This window comes from Pseudomonas sp. NY15354, assembly GCF_048068075.1.
GTDB lineage: Bacteria > Pseudomonadota > Gammaproteobacteria > Pseudomonadales > Pseudomonadaceae > Aquipseudomonas > Aquipseudomonas guariconensis_C.
In genome coordinates this window covers 101,230-120,889 of sequence record NZ_JBLUPV010000014.1, presented here as the reverse complement: position 1 = coordinate 120,889, position 19,660 = coordinate 101,230, and the positions used below count along the sequence as shown (strand labels likewise).

20 protein-coding genes and 3 pseudogenes are annotated in these 19,660 nt (G+C 62.3%); 11 read left to right on the top strand and 12 right to left on the bottom strand.

The window, feature by feature from the left end:
* On the top strand, positions 1-104 hold a 104-nt coding region (locus ACNFCH_RS15490), incomplete at its 5' end, for a transposase (protein WP_416742387.1).
* Positions 105-157: 53 nt separating this feature from the next.
* On the opposite strand, the gene kdsA is transcribed toward ACNFCH_RS15490, so the two are convergent.
* Positions 158-1,000: a 3-deoxy-8-phosphooctulonate synthase gene (kdsA, locus tag ACNFCH_RS15485; RefSeq protein WP_416743073.1), complete on the bottom strand. Its 843-nt coding sequence runs from the start codon at positions 998-1,000 to the stop codon at positions 158-160.
* Positions 1,001-1,333: 333 nt separating this feature from the next.
* Here kdsA and ACNFCH_RS15480 point away from each other — a divergent pair.
* Both ACNFCH_RS15480 and ACNFCH_RS15475 read left to right on the top strand, forming a co-directional pair.
* A pseudogene (locus tag ACNFCH_RS15480) lies at positions 1,334-1,545 on the top strand (SDR family NAD(P)-dependent oxidoreductase); the annotation flags it as partial.
* A gap of 65 nt (positions 1,546-1,610) precedes the next feature.
* Positions 1,611-1,793 (top strand): annotated as a pseudogene (locus tag ACNFCH_RS15475) (ComEA family DNA-binding protein); the annotation flags it as partial.
* A gap of 61 nt (positions 1,794-1,854) precedes the next feature.
* Here the strand turns inward: ACNFCH_RS15475 and ACNFCH_RS15470 are convergent.
* Positions 1,855-2,022: a DUF2897 family protein gene (locus tag ACNFCH_RS15470; protein WP_416743072.1), complete on the bottom strand. Its 168-nt coding sequence runs from the start codon at positions 2,020-2,022 to the stop codon at positions 1,855-1,857.
* 182 nt (positions 2,023-2,204) lie between these two features.
* Here ACNFCH_RS15470 and pyrF point away from each other — a divergent pair, with 182 nt between their 5' ends.
* Entirely contained in the window at positions 2,205-2,906 is a 702-nt protein-coding gene (gene pyrF / locus ACNFCH_RS15465) for an orotidine-5'-phosphate decarboxylase (protein ID WP_416743071.1), read from the top strand.
* A gap of 197 nt (positions 2,907-3,103) precedes the next feature.
* Positions 3,104-4,297 carry an O-antigen ligase family protein gene (locus ACNFCH_RS15460; RefSeq protein WP_416743070.1) on the top strand — a complete coding sequence of 398 codons (1,194 nt, stop codon included), beginning with the start codon at positions 3,104-3,106 and terminating at the stop codon, positions 4,295-4,297.
* Here the strand turns inward: ACNFCH_RS15460 and ACNFCH_RS15455 are convergent.
* Together ACNFCH_RS15455 and ACNFCH_RS15450 are read right to left on the bottom strand one after the other, a co-directional pair.
* On the bottom strand, positions 4,270-5,184 hold the full coding sequence (locus ACNFCH_RS15455; RefSeq protein ID WP_416743069.1) for a glycosyltransferase family 2 protein: 915 nt from the start codon (positions 5,182-5,184) through the stop codon (positions 4,270-4,272). The two genes, ACNFCH_RS15460 and ACNFCH_RS15455, sit on opposite strands and share 28 nt — an antisense overlap.
* 246 nt (positions 5,185-5,430) lie before the next feature.
* The gene (locus ACNFCH_RS15450; protein ID WP_416743068.1) at positions 5,431-6,432 is read right to left on the bottom strand and encodes an NADP-dependent oxidoreductase; all 1,002 of its coding nucleotides are present in this window, start codon (positions 6,430-6,432) and stop codon (positions 5,431-5,433) included.
* Between the two features lie 281 nt (positions 6,433-6,713).
* Here ACNFCH_RS15450 and ACNFCH_RS15445 point away from each other — a divergent pair, with 281 nt between their 5' ends.
* A complete protein-coding gene (locus tag ACNFCH_RS15445; RefSeq protein WP_416743067.1) occupies positions 6,714-7,475 on the top strand; it encodes an SDR family oxidoreductase in 762 nt (253 codons plus the stop codon).
* 109 nt (positions 7,476-7,584) lie between these two features.
* Here ACNFCH_RS15445 and ACNFCH_RS15440 read toward each other — a convergent pair whose 3' ends face one another.
* Positions 7,585-8,760: an MFS transporter gene (locus tag ACNFCH_RS15440; RefSeq protein WP_416743066.1), complete on the bottom strand. Its 1,176-nt coding sequence runs from the start codon at positions 8,758-8,760 to the stop codon at positions 7,585-7,587.
* A 200-nt stretch (positions 8,761-8,960) separates the two neighbouring features.
* On the opposite strand from ACNFCH_RS15440, the gene ACNFCH_RS15435 reads away from it, so the two are divergent.
* The 3 genes and pseudogenes from ACNFCH_RS15435 (at position 8,961) to ACNFCH_RS15425 (ending at position 12,501) form a co-directional block, all read left to right on the top strand.
* A complete protein-coding gene (locus ACNFCH_RS15435; RefSeq protein ID WP_416743065.1) occupies positions 8,961-10,358 on the top strand; it encodes a PLP-dependent aminotransferase family protein in 1,398 nt (465 codons plus the stop codon).
* Between the two features lie 193 nt (positions 10,359-10,551).
* Positions 10,552-11,604 (top strand): annotated as a pseudogene (locus tag ACNFCH_RS15430) (methyl-accepting chemotaxis protein); the annotation flags it as partial.
* A gap of 36 nt (positions 11,605-11,640) precedes the next feature.
* Positions 11,641-12,501 carry a methyl-accepting chemotaxis protein gene (locus tag ACNFCH_RS15425; RefSeq protein WP_416743076.1) on the top strand — a complete coding sequence of 287 codons (861 nt, stop codon included), beginning with the start codon at positions 11,641-11,643 and terminating at the stop codon, positions 12,499-12,501.
* A gap of 63 nt (positions 12,502-12,564) precedes the next feature.
* Here ACNFCH_RS15425 and ACNFCH_RS15420 read toward each other — a convergent pair whose 3' ends face one another.
* A complete protein-coding gene (locus tag ACNFCH_RS15420) occupies positions 12,565-13,755 on the bottom strand; it encodes a benzoate/H(+) symporter BenE family transporter (protein ID WP_337157556.1) in 1,191 nt (396 codons plus the stop codon).
* Between the two features lie 144 nt (positions 13,756-13,899).
* On the opposite strand from ACNFCH_RS15420, the gene ACNFCH_RS15415 reads away from it, so the two are divergent.
* The gene (locus tag ACNFCH_RS15415) at positions 13,900-14,502 is read left to right on the top strand and encodes a glutathione S-transferase family protein (protein ID WP_099593009.1); all 603 of its coding nucleotides are present in this window, start codon (positions 13,900-13,902) and stop codon (positions 14,500-14,502) included.
* Positions 14,503-14,615: 113 nt separating this feature from the next.
* On the opposite strand, the gene ACNFCH_RS15410 is transcribed toward ACNFCH_RS15415, so the two are convergent.
* The 5 genes from ACNFCH_RS15410 to ACNFCH_RS15390 all read right to left on the bottom strand — a co-directional run bounded on the left by ACNFCH_RS15410 (position 14,616) and on the right by ACNFCH_RS15390 (position 17,358).
* Complete coding sequence (locus tag ACNFCH_RS15410) at positions 14,616-14,987, bottom strand: glutaredoxin family protein (RefSeq protein WP_416743064.1); 372 nt, start codon at positions 14,985-14,987, stop codon at positions 14,616-14,618.
* A 62-nt stretch (positions 14,988-15,049) separates the two neighbouring features.
* A complete protein-coding gene (folE, locus tag ACNFCH_RS15405) occupies positions 15,050-15,595 on the bottom strand; it encodes a GTP cyclohydrolase I FolE (RefSeq protein WP_099593013.1) in 546 nt (181 codons plus the stop codon).
* 71 nt (positions 15,596-15,666) lie between these two features.
* On the bottom strand, positions 15,667-16,227 hold the full coding sequence (locus ACNFCH_RS15400; protein WP_196163922.1) for a Smr/MutS family protein: 561 nt from the start codon (positions 16,225-16,227) through the stop codon (positions 15,667-15,669).
* 140 nt (positions 16,228-16,367) lie between these two features.
* A complete protein-coding gene (locus ACNFCH_RS15395; RefSeq protein WP_196163921.1) occupies positions 16,368-16,688 on the bottom strand; it encodes a hypothetical protein in 321 nt (106 codons plus the stop codon).
* A gap of 79 nt (positions 16,689-16,767) precedes the next feature.
* The gene (locus ACNFCH_RS15390) at positions 16,768-17,358 is read right to left on the bottom strand and encodes a cysteine hydrolase family protein (protein WP_043209762.1); all 591 of its coding nucleotides are present in this window, start codon (positions 17,356-17,358) and stop codon (positions 16,768-16,770) included.
* Positions 17,359-17,536: 178 nt separating this feature from the next.
* Between ACNFCH_RS15390 and prmB the strand changes: the two genes are divergently transcribed.
* On the top strand, positions 17,537-18,445 hold the full coding sequence (prmB, locus tag ACNFCH_RS15385) for a 50S ribosomal protein L3 N(5)-glutamine methyltransferase (protein ID WP_070093735.1): 909 nt from the start codon (positions 17,537-17,539) through the stop codon (positions 18,443-18,445).
* Positions 18,446-18,680: 235 nt separating this feature from the next.
* Here prmB and ACNFCH_RS15380 read toward each other — a convergent pair whose 3' ends face one another.
* Positions 18,681-19,469 carry a hypothetical protein gene (locus tag ACNFCH_RS15380; RefSeq protein WP_416743063.1) on the bottom strand — a complete coding sequence of 263 codons (789 nt, stop codon included), beginning with the start codon at positions 19,467-19,469 and terminating at the stop codon, positions 18,681-18,683.
* Positions 19,470-19,660: the final 191 nt, after the last annotated feature.

Genomic DNA, 19,660 nt, shown 5'->3' with positions numbered 1-19,660 from the left:
GGATTAACAATCGGATCAAGGTCATCAAACGGATGGCTTACGGCTACCGGGACAGCGAATTCTTCTTCATGAAGATCAAGAATGACTTTCCCGGCAATCCGTGAAGAACCTGAAAAAAGGACCGCCGTGCATGCGCAGGACGGCCCTTTTTATCGCTCTAGGCGGTGATCAATGGTGGGAACGATTTGACCAAGTCATCCAGCGCTTTGATCTGCGCCAGGAACGGCTCTAGCCTGTCAAGGGGAAGGGCGCTAGGCCCATCGCATTTGGCTTGATCCGGATTCGGGTGCGCCTCCAGGAACAGCCCGGCTAGCCCAACGCCCATGCCGGCACGCGCCAGGTCGACCACCTGCTCGCGGCGCCCGCCCGAGGCTGCGCCCGACGGGTCACGGTTTTGCAGAGCGTGAGTCACGTCGAAGATGATGGGCAGGTTGTCGCAGGTGCGTTTCATCACGCCGAAGCCGAGCATATCGACCACCAGGTTGTCGTAGCCCATGCAGGTACCACGGTCGCACAGGATCAGCTGGTCATTACCCGCTTCCTTGAACTTCTGCACGATGTTCTGCATTTGTGACGGGCTGAGGAACTGCGGCTTTTTGATGTTCACCGGCTTGTCAGTCTTAGCTAGGGCCACCACAAGGTCGGTCTGGCGGGCGAGGAAGGCAGGCAGCTGCAGTACATCGACCACTTCGGCCACCGGTACGCACTGATGGATTTCGTGCACGTCGGTGATGATCGGCACGCCGAACTCGGCCTTTACTTTCTCGAGGATACGCAGGCCTTCTTCCATGCCCGGGCCTCGATAGGAGTGGATCGAGGAGCGGTTTGCCTTATCGAAGCTGGCCTTGAATACGTAGGGGATGCCCAGCTTCTCGGTGGCGCGAACGTACTCGGCGCAGGCGGTCAGGGCCAGGTCCTGCGACTCGAGAACGTTGATGCCACCGAAAAGGACAAATGGAGCGGTGTTGGAGCACTCGATGTTCGGGGTGATTTTGATCATGTTCTATCTCTGCAAATCCCAGTCACTGGTTTCAGTGGCGATGCGGAATCTTACAAGATCTGGGGTGACAGTGTCGGCCCTTTTGCAGGCACTGCCTACCCTGGATCAAACCTTCAATACCTTCTCCCCGTTGAACAGCTTCAGCAATGCTTCCGGAAACCTCTCAAACCCCTCCACCACTTCTTTCTTGCCCTTCACCTCGCCACTGGTCAGCCATCCGATCATCTCCTGCGCGGCCTTGCCATACTCCTTGACGTAATCCATCACCACAAACCCTTCCGCCCGTGCGTGGTTGACCAGCGGTGACAGGTAGTTGGCCGGACCTTCGACTGCGTCTTTGTTGTGGGCGTGTGGCTGTGCATAAAGTACCAGCTTGCGCTGATGCCCACCGCGGGCGGTGGGGCGATCGTCAATACCGCTTCGGTGGCGGGGCTGGGGGCGGCGCCGAAGATGAGCATCTACAGCGCCTCCAGGCATGCGCTCATCGGCCTGACCAAGTCGGTGTCATCGAACATGCCAAGAAGCGCGTCCGGGTGAAAACTCTACATCTGCGCAGGTCACGGAGCATGTCACTACTCATGTAATGGAAAACCGGACGCAATCCCACAAGCCCGCAGTCGACCTGAACAGCGCAGATGCAGCAACCCTGCCAAAAGAACTCAACGATATCGGCAGAACAAAAACCGAGGCAATCGTCGTCTATCGCGAGGCCAATAGCCCATTCACCTCGGGGGATGAGTTGCTGGAGATCAAAAGCATTGGCAACGCGTTGTTGAAGTGCAATCGTGACAAGTTCGTGGAGCGGAGTAACCCGCTAGGAGGATGGCCGATCCGCTTGGCTTGGTCATCAAAAATCAGCGATCTTGCGCATCTTTGGCATCAGCCTCGGCATTGCGTTCGTGGATTTTCTTCAGTTGTTCGTCGGTCAACGGCAATTTCTTCGCCGTGTCACGTAGTAGCAACAACCCACCAATGATAGAGCCAAGGGCTATGACTAATATCAACCATGCATACCAAGGCATGACGTTCTCCTTGTAAGCTAGGGGCGGCAAACGCTCGCTTAGTTGCGAGCGGCCGCCGCATCCTTTGGTTCAATTATAGGAGTGAGCGGGTGAGGGGCCAATTCTCATGTTCGTGATCCCCAAAGCTTGGGTCACATCGTTTACAATGCGCGCCGTTTTCGACTTGCCAAGAGCCCCTGCCCATGTCCGCCTGCCAAACGCCCCTAATCGTCGCCCTGGATTTCCCCACCCGTGATGCCGCCTTGAGGCTGGCCGACCAGCTCGATCCGGAGCTGTGCCGTGTGAAGGTCGGCAAGGAGCTGTTCACCAGCAGCGCTTCGGGAATCGTCGAGACGCTGTGTGAAAAGGGTTTCGAAGTGTTCCTCGACCTCAAGTTCCATGATATTCCCAACACCACGGCGATGGCGGTGAAAGCCGCAGCCGAGATGGGGGTGTGGATGGTCAACGTGCATTGTTCTGGTGGCCTGCGCATGATGTCGGCGTGCCGCGAGGAACTGGCCAAGCGTAGCGGGCCGCAGCCGTTGCTGATTGGTGTGACGGTCTTGACCAGTATGGAGCGTGAGGACCTGGTGGGTATCGGCCTGGACGTCGATCCGCAAGAGCAGGTGCTGCGCTTGGCGGCCCTGGCCGAAAAGGCCGGAATGGACGGGCTGGTATGTTCGGCGTTGGAGGCATCGGCATTGAAGGCCGCGCACCCGTCGTTGCAATTGGTGACGCCGGGGATTCGGCCGGCCGGTAGCACCCAGGACGACCAGCGCCGGATTCTGACGCCGCGTCAGGCACTGGATGCGGGCTCGGATTACCTGGTAGTCGGGCGTCCGATCAGTCAGTCTGCAGACCCAGCGCAGGCGTTGGCTGCGATAGTCGCTGAAATTCGCGGCTGATACTGCAGGCGGAAACCATGTTTTATTGGCTTCCCAGGCATGGATGTGCAGAATTTGAATTGAAGCGAAAGTGTCGGCGGAGCTGAGCCATGTGCTTGAAACTGCTTGGGGCGGAGGGGCTCGTGGGAGTCTTGGGGCGCAATCAGTGAATGAGCACTCGATACCAATATAATAACCACTGGATTTGGAAACGCTTGATGTCAATCGATATGCCGCTGGAGACCAAGCCCCAGCGATTGGGGAGCCTGATCAATACCTACGTGTTACCGGTAGGTTGGTTACTTACTCTGACGGGGATTTTCTGGGTTTGGGATCGGTCGCTTTACCATAAGCTGTTTTATATTTGCCTGGCGCTGCCTACGCTTCTGGCGGTGCTGTTGCAGCCGCGACTGTTCGCGCGTATTGGCAACAACCCATTGTTCATTTCCTTCCTGCTTTTCAGTGGCTATACCCTTTTGAGTATTGCTTGGGCGGATGCAGAGTCCTCTATAGGTGGCTTGATAAAGCGACCGCTATACATCGCCATGCTGTTTTTCTCGGCGGGTATTATTGCTGTGCACAACCCTGATCGGCTCAAGCAATGCACGTGGTTTGCCGCTATCATTGCTGCAATTGCTGCCGCTCTGTCACTTTTTTATTTTGAGTTCTTTGAAACAACGAGCGTATGGCGACTCAGCGGTTATGGGGCGCTTTATAACCCACTGCTCACTGCGCATGTCTTCGGTGCATTTGCCGCATTCTGGCTGGCATCTTGGTTCCAGGCACGTAGTGCGTTGAACCCTCTGCCAATTCTATGCTTGCTGGTGTTGGGGGCGGCCATACTTGCGACCGGTTCGCGCACCCCGCTGATTGGGCTGGCAGCAGCCTTGGGATGGCTTCTGATCGTTGGCAACAGGCAGCGCGGCATGATTGCGGTCGGAGTGGTAGTGGTGGGATTGGTCGGTATTGTGCTGATCAGTCCTGATACGATCACCCAGCGTGGTGTGTCCTACCGCCCGGCGATCTGGATGGAGTCGCTACGCCAAATCGGTGAGCACCCATGGCTGGGGCATGGTTTCGACACACCCATGACAGTGATTATCCAAGGACTGGATAAGAAACTTGCCGACCCGCACAACATCGAGCTAGGGGTGCTCTACGCCGGCGGCATCGTAGGCTTGGCGCTCTGGATGACTCTTTATAGTCTGGCGGTGTACTTCAGTTGGGTTCACCGCAAGCACCCTATGGTCACCCTTGCCGCAACCTGGCTGATCTTCGGCTTTGCCTCGGGCTTGACTGAAGGCAACGCCTTCATGTCACGCCCGAAAGAACATTGGTACTTGATCTGGATACCGATGGCCCTGGTTTATGCCCAGTCCTTGATTCACTGGACGCGTAAGCGGACTACTTGAGAGGTCATCAGCCTCCAAATGCCACGCAAGGTTTTCTTGTTCCAATACTTGACCGGGATTTCCGCCAGGATTTCCCGGGCAAGCGGTTTATCACGGTTTGCATACTTGAGCACCATCGAATTGCGGTAGTTCATGCACACTTGTTCATATTGTGGATGATCACGGTAAACCTCGTACGTTCTCAGTACGTTATCCACCATGAATCGACCGTTCTTGAACGTATTGGTAGGGTGGTCACGGTATTGTGCCAATACCTCGCCAAGCACATCGATAAAGTAGCCGGCGTGGCTGATCGCCAATTCGATGTAGACATCTTCCAATCGAATATCAGGATTGAATCCACCCACCTTTTCGAAGGCTTCGCGTCGTAGCATCAGCGTGGCAGCCATCGGGCCTGGTTTGCGATCTAGGAACAGGTCGTCAAAATCGAGGCGACGGAAAGGCAGATTCCGATTACGCTGCTCACGTGCCCCCATGACCTTGCCATCTTGGTCGATGGTTTCGATATTGGCCGAGCAGATACCGACTTCAGGCTTGTCCCTCATGTACGCCACTTGGCGGGCGATACGATGGGGAAGCATGATGTCATCGGAGCCGAACGGAACGATGAGCCCACCGCGTGCGCGTGCGATCGCTTCATTGAGAGTGCGGGCGAGGCCCTTGTTGGCCTGGAACTTCAAGTCGAAACCATACTGCTCCTGAAGGCGCTTCAGGCGTGCAGGGCTCTCATCTTTCGAGCCATCATCGACGACAAGAAGTTCGATATTGGAATAGGTTTGGTTAATGACACTCTCAATGCTCGCTTCAATGTAGCGTGCATGGTTGTAGGACGCGATGATGACTGTCACCAGAGGTGAATCAGCAGCATCGTGACGTTCAGAACCCATAGAAAATCCCTAAATCTTGAAACCTGATGGCAAGTTTGTGAGATGTCACGCTCAGGCTGGCTAAAGCGGTGTGATGACATCTTAACATCGGTACGCAAGTAAAGAAATTTTAGGGGCGCCAGCGGATGTCCATGCTGACAACCTCAAGGGGTATCGGTCGTTGCGGTATCATCGGCGATGGCCGACGGGCCGCTTTGCGGCCCGCCTTTTAGGACAAGGTTGCGACGAATAATGGCCGGTGATCTGTCAGACTTTTATAATGAGTTTCCCAAAATTTTCTCCACTAAACAGTTTGAGTAACTCCTCCGGAAACGTCTCCAACCCCTCCACCACATCCTCCTTGCTCTTCACCTCGCCACTGGCCAGCCACCCGGCGATCTCCTGCGCGGCCTTGCCGTATTCCTTGGCGTAATCCATCACCACGAACCCTTCCATCCGCGCGCGGTTGACGAGCAGCGACAGATAGTTGACCGGGCCTTTGACGGCGTCCTTGTTGTTGTACTGGCTGATGGCGCCGCAGATGACTACGCGGGCCTTGAAGTTCAGGCGGCTGAGCACGGCGTCGAGGATGTCGCCGCCGACGTTGTCGAAGTACACGTCCACGCCTTTCGGACATTCGCGTTTGAGGCCGGCCGGGACGTCTTCGGCTTTGTAGTCGATGACGCCGTCAAAGCCGAGCTCGTCCTTGAGGTATTGGCATTTCTCCTGGCCACCGGCGATGCCGACGACGCGGCAGCCTTTGAGCTTGGCGATCTGCCCGGCGATGCTACCGACGGCACCGGCGGCGCCGGAGAGGACGACGGTTTCGCCGGCTTTCGGTTGGCCGACGTCGAGCAGGGCGAAGTAGGCGGTCATGCCGGTCATGCCCAGGGCCGAGAGGTAGCGGGGCAGGGGGGCCAGGCGTGGGTCGATCTTGTACAGGCCCTGGGGTTCGCCGGTGAAGTAGTCCTGTACGTCGAGGGGGCCGTTGACGTGGTCGCCGGGCTTGAAGTCTGGGTGCTTTGAGGCGATCACTTCGCCGACGCCCAGGGCGCGCATCACCTGGCCGAGGGCAACGGGGGCGATGTAGGACTTGCCTTCATTCATCCAGCCGCGGATGGCGGGGTCCAGGGAGAGGTAGAGGTTTTTCACCAGCACCTGGCCTTCGGCGGGCTCGGTGACGGGGACCTGCTCGTAGGTGAAGTTGTCGCGGCGCACGGCACCGACCGGGCGTTGGGTGAGCAGGAAGCGGCGGTTGGTCTGGGTCATGGCGGGTCCTGGGTGGCAAATGGGCAGAACGGGCAATTTAACCTGCTGATGGACGTTGGTCCGCAAAATCACTGATAGGCATGGTAGACCAACCGTTGGTGTGATGATGCTGCCCAGCCAGGCGGTGGGCTGGCTAGACTGCTGGCGATGGTGCACGGCATTTCTGTAGGCGCGATCTTGAGTGGCCCCGGGATTCGCGGGCTGCTGCGCAGCCCTTTCGCGGCACAAGACCGCTCCTACACAGAGCCGTGCCCAATCCTGAAGACCCTAAGGAGTGAGCAATGAGCATGACCTTTTCCGGCCAGGTAGCCCTGGTCACCGGTGGTGGGGCGGGGATTGGCCGGGCGACGGCACAGGCGTTCGCTGTCGAGGGTTTGAAGGTGGTGGTGGCTGATCGGGATGTGGAGGGCGGCGAGGCGACGGTCGCGCTGATTCGCCAGGCCGGTGGTGAGGGGCTGTTCGTGGCCTGCGATGTGACCAAGGATGCCGAGGTGCGCCATTTGCACGAGCGCATCATCGAAGCCTACGGCCGCCTGGACTACGCCTTCAACAACGCCGGCATCGAGATCGAGCAGGGCCGTCTGGCAGAGGGCAGCGAGGCGCAGTTCGACGCCATCATGGGCGTGAACGTCAAGGGTGTGTGGCTGTGCATGAAGTACCAACTCTCGCTGATGCTCGCCGTGGGCGGTGGGGCGATCGTCAATACCGCGTCGGTCGCGGGGTTGGGGGCGGCGCCGAAGATGAGTATCTACAGCGCCTCCAAGCATGCAGTGATTGGCCTGACCAAGTCGGCGGCCATCGAGTACGCCAAGAAGGGCATTCGGGTGAATGCAGTGTGTCCGGCGGTGATCGATACCGACATGTTCCGCCGGGCCTATGAGTCCGACCCGCGCAAGGCGGAGTTCGCGGCCGCGATGCACCCGGTGGGGCGCGTGGGCAAAGTCGAGGAGATCGCCAGCGCGGTGCTTTACCTGTGCAGCGATGGTGCGGCCTTTACCACCGGCCATAGTCTGGCTGTCGATGGCGGGGCCACGGCTATTTGAGGCCAATTGAAACTGCGTCGGCCTTTTCGCGGGTAAGCCCGCACACAGGGGAGTGGACTACCCCCAAGAAAGTTGGACACCCATCCAACTCTAGGTGGCAGCCCAAGAATCACCGCAAGCCTTGTGGGAGTGGGTTTACCCGCGAATGGGCCCGTGCAGACAACCTTAGTGTCAAGGCAACCACTCCACACCCTGCGAGTAACGCGGCGCCAAACACCACCAACGCTGTTCGCGAGCCAAGGCGGTCACTGAGCAGCCCCGTGAAGATCACCGGCAAGCTGAACCCCAGGTACGCCAGCAGAAAGAAACCCGCGCTGGCCCGGGTCTTCTCAGGCCCTGCCAACTGGTTCACCGCCGCCAGCCCACCCAAATAAATGAACCCGTAGCACGCGCTGCTGGCAGCGACCGCGCCCAGCAGCACGGCAGCTAGCTGTCCGCTGTCGGCGCCCCAGGCCAGCAGGGCGTAGCTGCAGGGTAGGATCGCCAGGCCCAGCAAGGTCGCCCGCGCGCTGGCCATGCGACGGGCCATCGGCTGGAACAACAAACCACAGCTGATCACGCAGAAGGTCGAGAAGCCGGACCAGGCGCTCAGCCCGTGTTGACGCAAGACGCCCGGCAACAGGGCAATCACCAGGCCTACGCAAGCCCAGGCAAGCAAGATGGCCAGGCCATAGGCCAGGCTGCCCCTGGGGTAGAAGGGCAGGCGCAGCATGGCGCCGCGCTGCGCAGGACGCGGATCGGGCAGGCGCCAGACCAACACCAGCGCGACGGCGGCGAGCAGCAGTTGCAGGTGGAAGCTGCCCGGCGTCAGGGTGGGGCCGCGCACCAAGAAGAGGCTTGTCAGCGCGGCGCCCAGGCCAAAGCCCAGGGACGTGCTGGCGGTCACCCAGTTGGCGGCGCGGCCGCTGTCGTTGCCGGCCATCAGTTCGTCCATGTAGGCGGTGGCGGTCGCCGAGGCCAGGCCCGTGCCCAGACCCAGGAACAGACGCGCCAGGCCCAAGGTCTGCAGGCTGGGGGCGAACAGCATCAGCACCGTGGCGATCATCGACAGGGCCAGAGCCGTGAGGATCAGCGGCCGTCGCCCGACCCGGTCCGCCAGGCCGCCCAAGGCCAGCAGCACGGGCAATACGCCCAGTACGTAACCGGAGAACGCCACCGCAGTGGCGGCCGCGCCTTGGCCGGAGAGGTCGGCGTAGGCGATGTACAGGGGCGCCTGCAGGTTCACCGCGAGGGTGATCAGGCACAGGGCGAAGGCCAGGCGGGCCGGGGCTGAGCGGGTGGTCATCTGGGCATCCTTGGGTTGTCTGTAGCGGCGCTTCGCGGGTGAACCCGCTTCCACAGGCCTCGCGGTGATCCTTGTAGGAGCGGGCTTGCCCCGCGATTGGGCCGGTAGGGCCAACAGTGATCTCCAACCCTCGCGCCAACAAGGCACACTCCCGGCGCATTTGTGATTAACTGTTCGGTAAAAATCAGCGAACACTTCCCATGCCTATCCTTTTGGATCGTGACTGCGCCACCCCGCTGGTGAAGCAACTGACCGAACAGTTGCAAGCCTGGATCGAACAGCAACGCCTGCGCCCCGGCGCGCGGCTGCCTTCGATCCGCACCCAGGCCCGCAACCTGGCCGTCAGCCCCGCCTGCGTGATCGAAGCCTACGACCGCCTGGTGGCCAGCGGCTGGCTGGAGGCGCGTCACGGCACGGGCTTCTTCGTCGCCGAGCGTAAGCCGGGCCTGCCCCAGGAAGAGGAACTGGCGTGGGGTGAAGCGGTGGATGGCAGTTGGCGGCAGTTTCGCGAAGGCCACGACGAGTTGCTCAAGCTCGGCTGCGGCTGGCTGCCTTGCGCCTGGCGGGCCAACACCGAAGTGGCCCAGGCCGTGCGCCTGGTCAGCCGTGGCAATGTGGAGGATCTGTTCGACTATTGCCCGCCCCTGGGCCTGGCCAGCCTGCGTCAGCAATTGCACAAGCGCCTGGCGCGCATCGACATCGCCGCCGGCCCCGAGCGCATCCTCACCACCCAGGGCGCCAGCCATGCCCTCGACTTGCTGGTGCGTACGCTGTTGCGCCCAGGCGATGCGGTGCTGGTGGAAAGCCCTGGCTACTACAACCTGTTCAACCTGTTGCGCCAGCACCAGGTACGTATGCTGGCGGTACCGCGTACCGCCAGCGGGCCGGACCTGGACACCCTGGAACGCCTGCTGGCCGAGCACCGCCCGCGCTGCCTGTTCATCAACAGCCTGTATCACAACCCCACCGGCACCAGTCTGACGCCAAAGGTGGCCTATCGCCTGCTGGAATTGGCCTGCGAGCATGACCTGCGCATCGTCGAGGACGATATCTACGCAGATTTTCAGGACGGTCCGGCCACGCGCCTGGCGACCCTCGACAGCGAGCAGCGGGTGATCTACATGGCCAGTTTTTCCAAGACCTTGAGCAGTTCGCTGCGGGTCGGCTACCTGGTAGCCGATGCCGCGCTGATCGCTCGCTTGGCCGAGCTCAAGATGGTCACTGGCATCGGCACGTCGCGCTTTGCCGAGCAGGTAGTGGGGCAGATGCTCGCCAACGGCAGCTACCGCAAGAGCGTGCAACGCCTGCGTGTGCGCCTGGGGCAGCACATGGCCAAGCTGCTGGGGCAACTCGAGGCCTATGGCTGGGAGGTGTTCTGCGAGCCATATGGCGGCATGTTTGTCTGGGTGCGCTCGCCTGGGCGCGACGTTGCCAGCCTGGAGCGCATTGCCTTGGACAACGCGGTGCTGCTGACGCCGGGCAGTGCGTTCGACCATCAGGGCGCGCCGAGCGATTGGTTGCGTATCAATGTCGCCTACGGGCAGGACCAGCGGGCACAGGCCTTTTTTCGGCACGCAGGGCGACCTTCAGCACGCTGAAAGCGACACGCTCATAGCTATTTGACACCATTGTGACCGGTGGGCCTTGTGGGTGGGGCGCTGCTGTTGCCACTCTTGGCTGAAAAAGGGCTGCTGTGCAGCCATCGCGGGGCAAGCCCGCTCCTACAGGGACCACCACTGTAGGAGCGGGCTTGCCCCGCGATGGGCCGCGCAGCGGCCCCAAAAAACAGCGATGGACTGGGGGGAATGGGCGATGCGGGCAACCAAGCACGGTGTTCTGGCCAACCTGGGCATGGCCCGCAAACTCGGGCTGGGCTTTGCCCTGGTGTTGTTGCTGACCCTGGCGGTGGCGGCCATTGGCGTCTTCGCCCTGCAGGGCCTGGGCCAGCGCTTCGATGGCCTGCGCCAGATGAGCCAGTTCAATACCGACTTGCTCAAGCTGCGCCAGCATGAGCAGGGTTTTGCCCTGCGCTCGGACATCAAGGAAGCCGAAACCCTGCGCAAGGACCTGCAAAGCCTGACCGAGCGCGCCCGCAACCTCCCGGCCCTGGCCGCCACCGAAAGCGACCTGGCCGCCTACGGACAGGCCTTCGATGTCTTCGTCGAAGCCGTGCAGGCCAAGGAGCTGGCCCTGGACATGGCCAGTTGGTCGGTCTCCAGTGTCGCCAACAACCTCGATGTGCTGCAGTCTGGCCTTGCCGACGATGGCACCTACACCCTCAAACAGTCCCAAGGCCAGCAGGGCAGCGAATTCCTCGAGCAGGCCGGCCAGGTGGCTCAGGTGTCGCGCCTGATGCTGCAGGCCATGGACGAGGCGCGGGTGCGCCTGGAGCAGGGGCGCAAGGGTGAGGAGGCGGTCAACGAGGGGCGCATCGCCCAGACCGTCGAGGCAGCGAGCCTGGTCGACCAGCTCAAGGCCTCGGTGAGCGACACCGGTTACCAGAGCGTCTTGGGCGAGGTGGCCGGGCATATCGCCAGCTTCTCCGACAAGCTCAACGAATACACCGACCTGCTGGCCAAGGAGCAAGGCATCAAGGCTCAGTTGCAGGCCCGGGCCGAGCAGGTCACCAGCCGGGTCAACCAGGCCTATGCGAGCCAGGAGCAAGCCATGCAGGGCGAACTTGCCCGCAGCACGGTCGCCATCGCCTTGGCCACCGCGCTGGCCTTGCTGGTGGGCGTGCTCGCCGCCTGGTTGATCACCCGTGCCGTGGTCGGCCCGCTCAAGCGTGTGATCGCCCGGGCCCAGCGTATCGCCGCGGGCGACCTGGCTGTCGAGACCGAAACCACGCGGCGTGACGAGGTCGGCCAGCTGACCTTGGCCATGCAGCAGATGGCCGCCGGGCTCTCCGGTATCGTCAGTGGCCTGCAACAGGGCATCGAACAATTGGCCGGCAACGCCCAGGCGCTGTCGGCGGTCACCGAGCAGACCAACCGTGAGGTGGGCAGCCAGAAGGAAGAAACCGAGCAAGTGGCCACCGCAATGCAGCAGATGACGGCCACCGTGCACGACGTGGCGCGCAACGCCGAGGAGGCCGCCCAGGCGGCGCAGAGCGCCGACGACAAGGTCGAGTCAGGCCAGCAGGTGGTGCGCCAGAGTATGCAGCGCATCGAACAGTTGGCTGCCGCGGCGGAGACCGCCAGCGCCGGCATCGACAGTTTGAGCGCCGAAATCCACACCATTGGCGACGTGCTGGAAGTGATCAAGAGCGTCGCCGAGCAGACCAACCTGCTGGCGCTCAACGCAGCGATCGAAGCCGCTCGGGCCGGTGAGCAGGGGCGTGGCTTTGCCGTGGTGGCGGACGAGGTCCGGGCCCTGGCGCGGCGCACCCGGCAATCCACCGAAGAGATCGAGCGCCTGGTCGCCAGCCTGCGCGGCAACGCCCAGCAGTCGGTATCGCAGATTCGCGGCAGTACCGAGCTAGTGCGTCTGGCGGTGGCCGATGCGCTGCACACCGAAAGTGCGCTGGGCAGCATTGCGGCTGCGGTGTCGTTGATCCAGCAGGTCGCCGCGGCGGCGGAGCAGCAAAGCTCGGTGGCCGAGGAAATCACCCGTAGCGTCACGCAGATCCGCGGCAGCGCCGATCAGGCCGCCCTGGCCATGCAGGACAACGCCCGCTCGAGCGTCGAATTGGCGCAGTTGGGCACTGACCTCAAGGGCATGGTCGGCCACTTCAGATTGTGATCGAGTGTGTCGGCCCTTCGCGGGTAAACCCGCGAACAGGCCGGCACTGACAACAAGGCATCGTCAGCCTTTACGCGGGCTCAGGATCAGCAAGGTCAACACCCCCGCCACAATCCCCCAGAACGCCGAGCCGATCGAGAACAAGGTGAAACCCGAGGCCGTCACCATGAAGGTGATCAGCGCCGCCTCACGCTCGCGGGGCTCGCCCATGGCCACGCTCAGGCCGTTCATGATCGAGCCAAACAACGCCAACGCCGCAATCGACAGCACCAGCTCTTTGGGCAGCGCCGCAAACAGGGCTGCCAGTGTGGCACCGAACACCCCGGCGATGCCGTAGAAAATCCCGCACCATACCGCCGCGGTGTAGCGCTTGCTCGGGTCCTCATGGGCGTGGGGGCCGGTGCAGATCGCTGCGCTGATCGCCGCCAGGTTCACGCCATGGGAGCCGAACGGCGCCAGCAGCAGCGAGGCAAAGCCGGTGGCCGAGATCAGCGGCGAGGCCGGCACCTGGTAGCCATCGGCCCGTAGTACGGCGATGCCCGGCATGTTCTGCGAGGTCATCGCCACCACGAACAGCGGGATGCCGATGCTGATGGTCGCCGCCAGCGAGAAGCTCGGCGTGGTCCACACCGGCTTGGCCACCTCCAGGTTGAAGCCGCTGAAGTCCAGCAGACCCAGGGCGCCGGACAACGCAGTGCCCACCAGCAACGCGGCCAGCACGCAGTAGCGCGGCGACAGGCGCTTGACCAGCAGGTAGCTGAAGAACATGCCCAGCACCAGCACGGTGCGGTGTTGGGCCGCGACGAAAATCTCGCTGCCGATCTTGAACAAGATGCCCGCCAGCAACGCCGAGGCCAGGGATGCCGGGATGCGACGCACCAGACGCTCGAAGCTGCCGGTCAACCCGCAAATCAGCACCAGCACCGCGCAGGTGATATAGGCGCCGATGGCCTCGCCATAGCTGACCCCGCCGAGGCTTGTGATCAGCAATGCAGCGCCGGGGGTCGACCAGGCGATGGTGATTGGCGTGCGATAACGAAGCGACAGGCCGATGCTGCACACCGCCATGCCGATCGACAGGGCCCAGATCCATGAGGAAATCTGCGCACTGGTCAGCCCAGCGGCCTGGCCTGCCTGGAACATCAGCACCAATGAGCTGGTGTACCCCGTGAGCATGGCGATGAAGCCGGCGACAATCGCCGACGGGGAACTGTCTGCCAGAGGGCGCAGGCGCGCGGAGGTGGCATCGGTCATTGAAAAGTCCTTGTAAAGGTGTAAGCAGTTTTTTCAGACTACCGTGACCGGGCGCAATCCTTGCGATACAGCGGCCATTGCATTTAGCCGTACAGTCGCCAACTATTGGGCACGATTGCGTAACTGCGCGGGAGGGGAGGAGTGATGTACAAGGTTTACGGGGATTACCAGTCGGGCAACTGCTACAAGATCAAGTTGATGCTGCACCTGCTGGATCGCCCCTACACGTGGCATCCGGTGGATATCTTGAAGGGCGAAACCGAGACGCCCGAGTTTCTGGCAATGAACCCCAACGGCAAGGTCCCGGTGTTGCAGCTCGAGGATGGCACCTGCCTGTGGGAGTCCAACGCCATCCTGAACTTCCTGGCCGATGGCAGTGATTTTTTGCCCACCGAGCCACGCCTGCGTACCCAGGTGCTGCAATGGCAGTTCTTCGAGCAGTACAGCCACGAGCCCTACATTGCCGTGGCGCGGTTCATCCAGTTCTACCTGGGGCTACCTGACGAGCGCGTGGAGGAATACCGCAAGTTGCACAAAGGCGGCTACAAGGCGCTCAAGGTCATGGAGAGGCAACTGCAGATGACGCCTTATCTGGTTGGCGACCAGTATTCGATCGCCGACGTGGCGTTGTATGCCTACACCCATGTCGCGCACCAGGGCGGGTTCGACTTGACGGATTATCCGGGCGTGCGGGCGTGGTTGGCGCGGGTGGCGAGCCATCCGCGGCATGTGCCGATGGTGGACTGATCCAGGCTTTTTGCTAGCGGTTCCGGCCCTTTCGCCGGTACACCCGCTCTTACAGGGTTCTTCGTACCTGTGGGAGCGGGTTTACCCGCGAAAAGGCCTCCACAGCCTGTGTTTCAGACTGCCGCGAAGCGTTTGTCCAGGTAGGCAATGATGTCCTTGGACTCGTACATCCAGGTCACCTCGCCACCTTCCTCGATACGCAGACACGGCACCTTCACGCGGCCGCCGCCCTCGAGCAGGGCCTGGCGGTGGGTCGGGTCGTTCTTGGCGTCGCGCAGGGCCACCGGCACGTTGAGGCGGTGCAAGGTGCGGCGGGTCTTGACGCAGAACGGGCAGGCGTGGAACTGGTACAGGGCCAGATTCTGGGCGTCTTTGGTGACCTGCGCCTGGGCTGCGGCATCACGCTTGCGCTTGGCCGGGCGGCTGATCCAGTCACCGAACACGATAAGCTGGCCGAGGCCGACCCGCAGGGCTTTGACGATCATGGACAACTCCTGAACAAAAGAAAAAGCCGACCTCGAAGGGTCGGCTCGCAGTCACACGCCGATCACTTGATCAGGCTGAGGAACTCGCTGCGGGTGGCGGCATTGGAACGGAACTCGCCGAGCATCACCGAAGTGATCATGGTGGAGTTCTGCTTCTCGACGCCGCGCATCATCATGCACATGTGCTTGGCCTCGATGACCACGGCCACGCCGGCGGCACCGGTCACCTGCTCCACGGCCTCGGCGATCTGGCGGCTGAGGTTTTCCTGGATCTGCAGGCGGCGGGCGAACATGTCGACGATGCGCGCGACCTTCGACAGGCCCAGGACCTTTCCCTTGGGCAGGTAGGCCACGTGGGCCTTGCCGATGAAGGGCAGCATGTGGTGTTCGCACATCGAGTAGAGCTCGATGTCCCGGACCAGCACCATCTCGCTGTTGTCGGAGGTGAACAACGCGTCGTTGGTGACTTCTTCCAGGGTTTGTTCATAACCGCGGCAAAGGTACTTCATGGCCTTCGCGGCCCGCTTGGGCGTGTCGCGCAGCCCCTCGCGGGAGACGTCCTCGCCGAGCTGGCTGAGGATCGCGGTGTAGTTCTGTTCCAGGGACATGGATCTACCTGTGGGGGATTAATCGCAAAGACGAAGGGTACGGCGGCGAAGGCGAGCCTGCAAGCCTGGCGTCACTCGTCGCGGCCTTCGAGCATGGTGCGCTTGAGCATCACATAGACCGCGCCGGTGCCGCCATGGCGGGCCTGGCAGGAGGTGAAACCGAGCACTTGCGGGTGCTGGCGCAGCCAGGTGTTGACGTGGCTCTTGATCATTGGCCGCTTGCCGTCCAGGCGCGCCGCCTTGCCGTGGGTGACGCGCACGCAGCGCACTTCGAGCTTGGTGGCCTCGGCGATGAAGTCCCAGAGGGTCTCGCGGGCTTTTTCCACGGTCATGCCGTGCAAATCGAGGCTGCCCTCGAAGGCGATCTGGCCGAGCTTGAGTTTGCGGATCTGGCTTTCCTGCACGCCATCACGGCGCCACATCAGCTCGTCCTCGGCACCGACGTCGATGACGAACTGGTCGGACATGCCATCGACCACCAGGGGCTGGTCGCTGTGCACGGTCGCTGCCATGCGCAGGCCGGCCAGTTTCTTGCGGTCGGCCTTGGGTTTGCCGACATCGGCGCGGTCGTGCTTGATCGGCTTCACGCCGTGCATCTGGGCGCTGAAGAGGGAAAAATCGTCGTCTTGCATGGTGCCTCCACGTAGGGGGCGTAGTTTACGTGATCAGCCTTTTGACGTCAGTACCAGCCAGGCCTGGTTGTGTAGGCGTGGCGCCGCGAAGGGGCGCGTAGCGGCCCCAGGCGCTGTAAAGGGGAGTCTTCGCGCAAGGCTCAGTCGTGCTTTTTCATCAAGTGCGGCGACAGGTTCAGCCCGTGCCCGCGACGCAGGCGGATCCGGCTGCGCCGCCAGAAGCGCACGCCCAGGTAGAGCAGCAGCAAGCCAACCCCCGTCAGGATCACTGACAGTGGGCGGTTGGCATTGAGTTCGGCCAGGGCGCTGTAGTTGCCCAGAAGGCCCGCGATGCCGGCCATGGCCAGCAGCACGCCCAGGGTGGCCACCAGGGCGGACAGGCCGGCGGCCAGGCGCGCACCCCAATTGCGCGGTTCGCGCTGGCGCAGGCGTTTGGCGTCGAAACTGCCTTTGAGCTTCATTCCGATTTCCTCTGTAGGTATCCGGAATTCGACCTGGGGTCGGCCCTGGGGTTCCGCCCGTCTGCCGGGCGGTCGTGGCTCAGATCAGGCTGGCGGTCGGGGCGACGCAGGCGAAGTTGTCGGCCATCACGGCCATTTCACACTGATGGATCTGCGCGGCCGGGATCACCGTGTCCTTGAACGCGAGGTCGCGGGTGGTGGAGGCATCCGCGACCAGGGTGCAACGATAACCATAGTCCTTGGCGCGGCGCACGGTGGTGCTCACGCTCGAATGGCTCATGAAGCCGCAGACGATCAGGTCCAGATGACCCAGCTCCTGCAGCGTCTCGTGCAGCTTGGTGTTCTTGAAGGCGTTGGGCATGCGCTTTTCGATGATGATCTCACCCTCGCGAGGCTCCAGCCCCGGGATGAACTCGCCGCGGCTGCCCTGCGGGTCGAACAGGCCACCGACGGTGCCCAGGTGGCGAACATGGATGATCGGACGGCCGGCCTTGCGCGCGGCGTCGAGCAACCGGGCGATGTTGGCCACGGCCTCGTCCATGCCCGACAGCGCCAGGGGACCGCTGAGGTACTCCTTTTGCGCATCGATGACAATCAGGCTGGCTTGGCCCAGCTTGGCCGGCGGATAGTCGCGGCCGCTGAGGCGGAACATCGTGGTTGGAACGGACATCAAGGGCTCCTTGGGTAGGGCTTTTGTATACCTATTCTCCCTTGCCTCGGCGCCAATGTGAATGGTTGACATTGCAGACAGCATGGTTACTGGCCTCTGGCTACCGGCTGGGCAATCGAAGGGAACATTTGTGTCGGTGGGCTGTTAGACTTTTGTCCTGTCTTAAAAGGAGTCATCCGTGATCACATCCCGCCTGCGCACCCTGCGCGACCATATCCGCTGGGCGGTCAGCCGCTTCCATGAGCACGACCTGTTCTTCGGCCACGGTGCCGACAACGCCTGGGACGAAGCCCGCCTGCTGGTGCTGGGCGCCGTGCACTTGCCGTGGGAAGTGGCCGACAGCTACCTGGACTGCCAGCTGGAAGATGACGAACGCGTGCGCCTGCAGCACCTGCTCAAGCGCCGAATCGAAGAGCGGGTGCCCACCGCTTACCTGCTGGGCGAGGCGTGGTTCTGCGGCATGTCGTTCGTGGTCGACGAGCGTGTGCTGGTGCCGCGCTCGCCCATCGGCGAGTTGATCGAAAAGCGCTTCGAACCGTGGCTGGCCGCGGCGCCTGCGCGCATCCTGGACCTGTGCACCGGCTCCGGTTGCATCGGCATCGTCGCCGCTGACGTGTTCCCCGAGGCCGAAGTGGTGCTGGCCGACCTATCCTTCGATGCGCTGGAAGTGGCCAACCACAACATCGAGCGCCACGGCCTGGAGGAGCGTGTATACACCGTTCAGGGTGATGGCTTCGCCGGTCTGCCGGGGCAGCGCTTCGACCTGATCCTGTCCAACCCGCCGTATGTCGATGCCGAAGACTTCGCCGACATGCCGGCCGAATACCACCACGAACCCGAGCTGGGCCTGGCCTGCGGCAACGATGGCCTGGACCTGGTGCGGCGCATGCTCGCCGAGGCGGCTGACCACCTGAACGAAAAAGGGTTGTTGATCGTCGAGGTGGGTAACAGCCAGGTGCATGTCCAGGCGTTGTACCCAGAGGTGGACTTCGCTTGGCTGGAGTTCGAGCGGGGCGGGCATGGCGTGTTCATGCTGACCGCCGAGCAGTGCCGCCAGCATCAAGAGCTGTTCCGCTCCCGCGTCTGATCAAGGCAAAGGGCTGCGGCGCAGCCCATTCGCGGGTAAACCCGCTCCCACAAGGTTCGACGCTGACCTGTAGCAGCCGAACTGCGACGCAGCGGAGCTTGGGAAAATTACCGGAAGGGCAAGGCGCAGCCGCTGCATTGGCCGGGCTGACGCCTTCGCGGGTAAACCCGCTCCCATTAAGGTTCGACGCTGGACCTGTGGGAGCGGGTTTACCCGCGAAGATGACGCCGCGTCTCTAGCGGGTGGCGATCCAGATCAGCAACCCGGCCTGGAACACGGCAAACGCCACCAGGCAGGTGATGGTGAACCGCAAACCGCTGTCTTCGCGGCGGTACTTGGCGACCCGTTCATCGCGCTCGCGCAACTGCGCCTGCTTCTCCAGTAACTGCTGCTCGGCCTGTTGCAGCATTCCGGCGGCTTCGAGGATCTCGACGCGCTGGACTTTCTCGTTGTTCCAGCCGCCCTTTAGCTGGCCCACCGGGGTGTCCATGGTACGCCCCTTGAGCAGTTGCCCCCCCTCGTACTCCACCGTCAGGCCGACACTGCTGAGCACATGGTCGCGGCGCAGGCGGGTGTCTTCGTTGAGGGCATCCTTGTTGGGCAGCGCCATGCCCTCGACCTGATAGTTCGACCAGCGCTGTTGCAGCCATTGCACTGCCTGGCCCAACAGGAAGCGCCCCAGGCCGCGGTTCAGGGGTTCCAGCTGCAAACCGTTGTCGTCGCCAATGCGCACCTGACGCTGCTCGTGATCGACGCGGATATCCAGCTGGTTCTGCTCCTTGCGAACCTTCTGCCCGGGCAGGCGGATTTCCAAGCGCAGCAGGCTGTGCGTCTTGCTGTGCCGCTCGGCATGGCCGAACTCGACGAAGCGCAGCGGGCGGGCGCCGCTGTTGCGGTCGATGGGCAAGGCCGCCAGGCGCAGCAACTGGAAGTGTTCGCAGGCCAAGTCTTCCCAGGGCAATGGGGCGCGTTCCGGGGCTTGGGGTTCTTCGTCCGCCTCAACGGCAGCGGGGGCGTCGGTCATCAGGGGTGTCCTCGAATGCACGGTGGCGGTGATTCGATCGGGGCTGCCTTGCAGCCTTCTCGCGGCACAAGGCCGCTCCTACAGGCATTGGGTAATGTCTGTTAGGAGCGGCCTTGTGCCGCGAAAGAGCCGCATGGCGACCCCAAACACACCGCCTCAATGATTGCGTTATCGGCAGCGACCAACACTTC

Excerpts from the sequence above, each read along its gene's own strand:
- kdsA (WP_416743073.1), bottom strand. The coding sequence starts at position 1,000 with ATGATCAAAATCACCCCGAACATCGAGTGCTCCAACACCGCTCCATTT.
- ACNFCH_RS15470 (WP_416743072.1), bottom strand. The coding sequence starts at position 2,022 with ATGCCTTGGTATGCATGGTTGATATTAGTCATAGCCCTTGGCTCTATC.
- pyrF (WP_416743071.1), top strand. The coding sequence starts at position 2,205 with ATGTCCGCCTGCCAAACGCCCCTAATCGTCGCCCTGGATTTCCCCACC.
- ACNFCH_RS15460 (WP_416743070.1), top strand. The coding sequence starts at position 3,104 with ATGTCAATCGATATGCCGCTGGAGACCAAGCCCCAGCGATTGGGGAGC.
- ACNFCH_RS15455 (WP_416743069.1), bottom strand. The coding sequence starts at position 5,184 with ATGGGTTCTGAACGTCACGATGCTGCTGATTCACCTCTGGTGACAGTC.
- ACNFCH_RS15450 (WP_416743068.1), bottom strand. The coding sequence starts at position 6,432 with ATGACCCAGACCAACCGCCGCTTCCTGCTCACCCAACGCCCGGTCGGT.
- ACNFCH_RS15445 (WP_416743067.1), top strand. The coding sequence starts at position 6,714 with ATGAGCATGACCTTTTCCGGCCAGGTAGCCCTGGTCACCGGTGGTGGG.
- ACNFCH_RS15440 (WP_416743066.1), bottom strand. The coding sequence starts at position 8,760 with ATGACCACCCGCTCAGCCCCGGCCCGCCTGGCCTTCGCCCTGTGCCTG.
- ACNFCH_RS15435 (WP_416743065.1), top strand. The coding sequence starts at position 8,961 with ATGCCTATCCTTTTGGATCGTGACTGCGCCACCCCGCTGGTGAAGCAA.
- ACNFCH_RS15425 (WP_416743076.1), top strand. The coding sequence starts at position 11,641 with ATGCAGCAGATGGCCGCCGGGCTCTCCGGTATCGTCAGTGGCCTGCAA.
- ACNFCH_RS15420 (WP_337157556.1), bottom strand. The coding sequence starts at position 13,755 with ATGACCGATGCCACCTCCGCGCGCCTGCGCCCTCTGGCAGACAGTTCC.
- ACNFCH_RS15415 (WP_099593009.1), top strand. The coding sequence starts at position 13,900 with ATGTACAAGGTTTACGGGGATTACCAGTCGGGCAACTGCTACAAGATC.
- ACNFCH_RS15410 (WP_416743064.1), bottom strand. The coding sequence starts at position 14,987 with ATGATCGTCAAAGCCCTGCGGGTCGGCCTCGGCCAGCTTATCGTGTTC.
- folE (WP_099593013.1), bottom strand. The coding sequence starts at position 15,595 with ATGTCCCTGGAACAGAACTACACCGCGATCCTCAGCCAGCTCGGCGAG.
- ACNFCH_RS15400 (WP_196163922.1), bottom strand. The coding sequence starts at position 16,227 with ATGCAAGACGACGATTTTTCCCTCTTCAGCGCCCAGATGCACGGCGTG.
- ACNFCH_RS15395 (WP_196163921.1), bottom strand. The coding sequence starts at position 16,688 with ATGAAGCTCAAAGGCAGTTTCGACGCCAAACGCCTGCGCCAGCGCGAA.
- ACNFCH_RS15390 (WP_043209762.1), bottom strand. The coding sequence starts at position 17,358 with ATGTCCGTTCCAACCACGATGTTCCGCCTCAGCGGCCGCGACTATCCG.
- ACNFCH_RS15380 (WP_416743063.1), bottom strand. The coding sequence starts at position 19,469 with ATGACCGACGCCCCCGCTGCCGTTGAGGCGGACGAAGAACCCCAAGCC.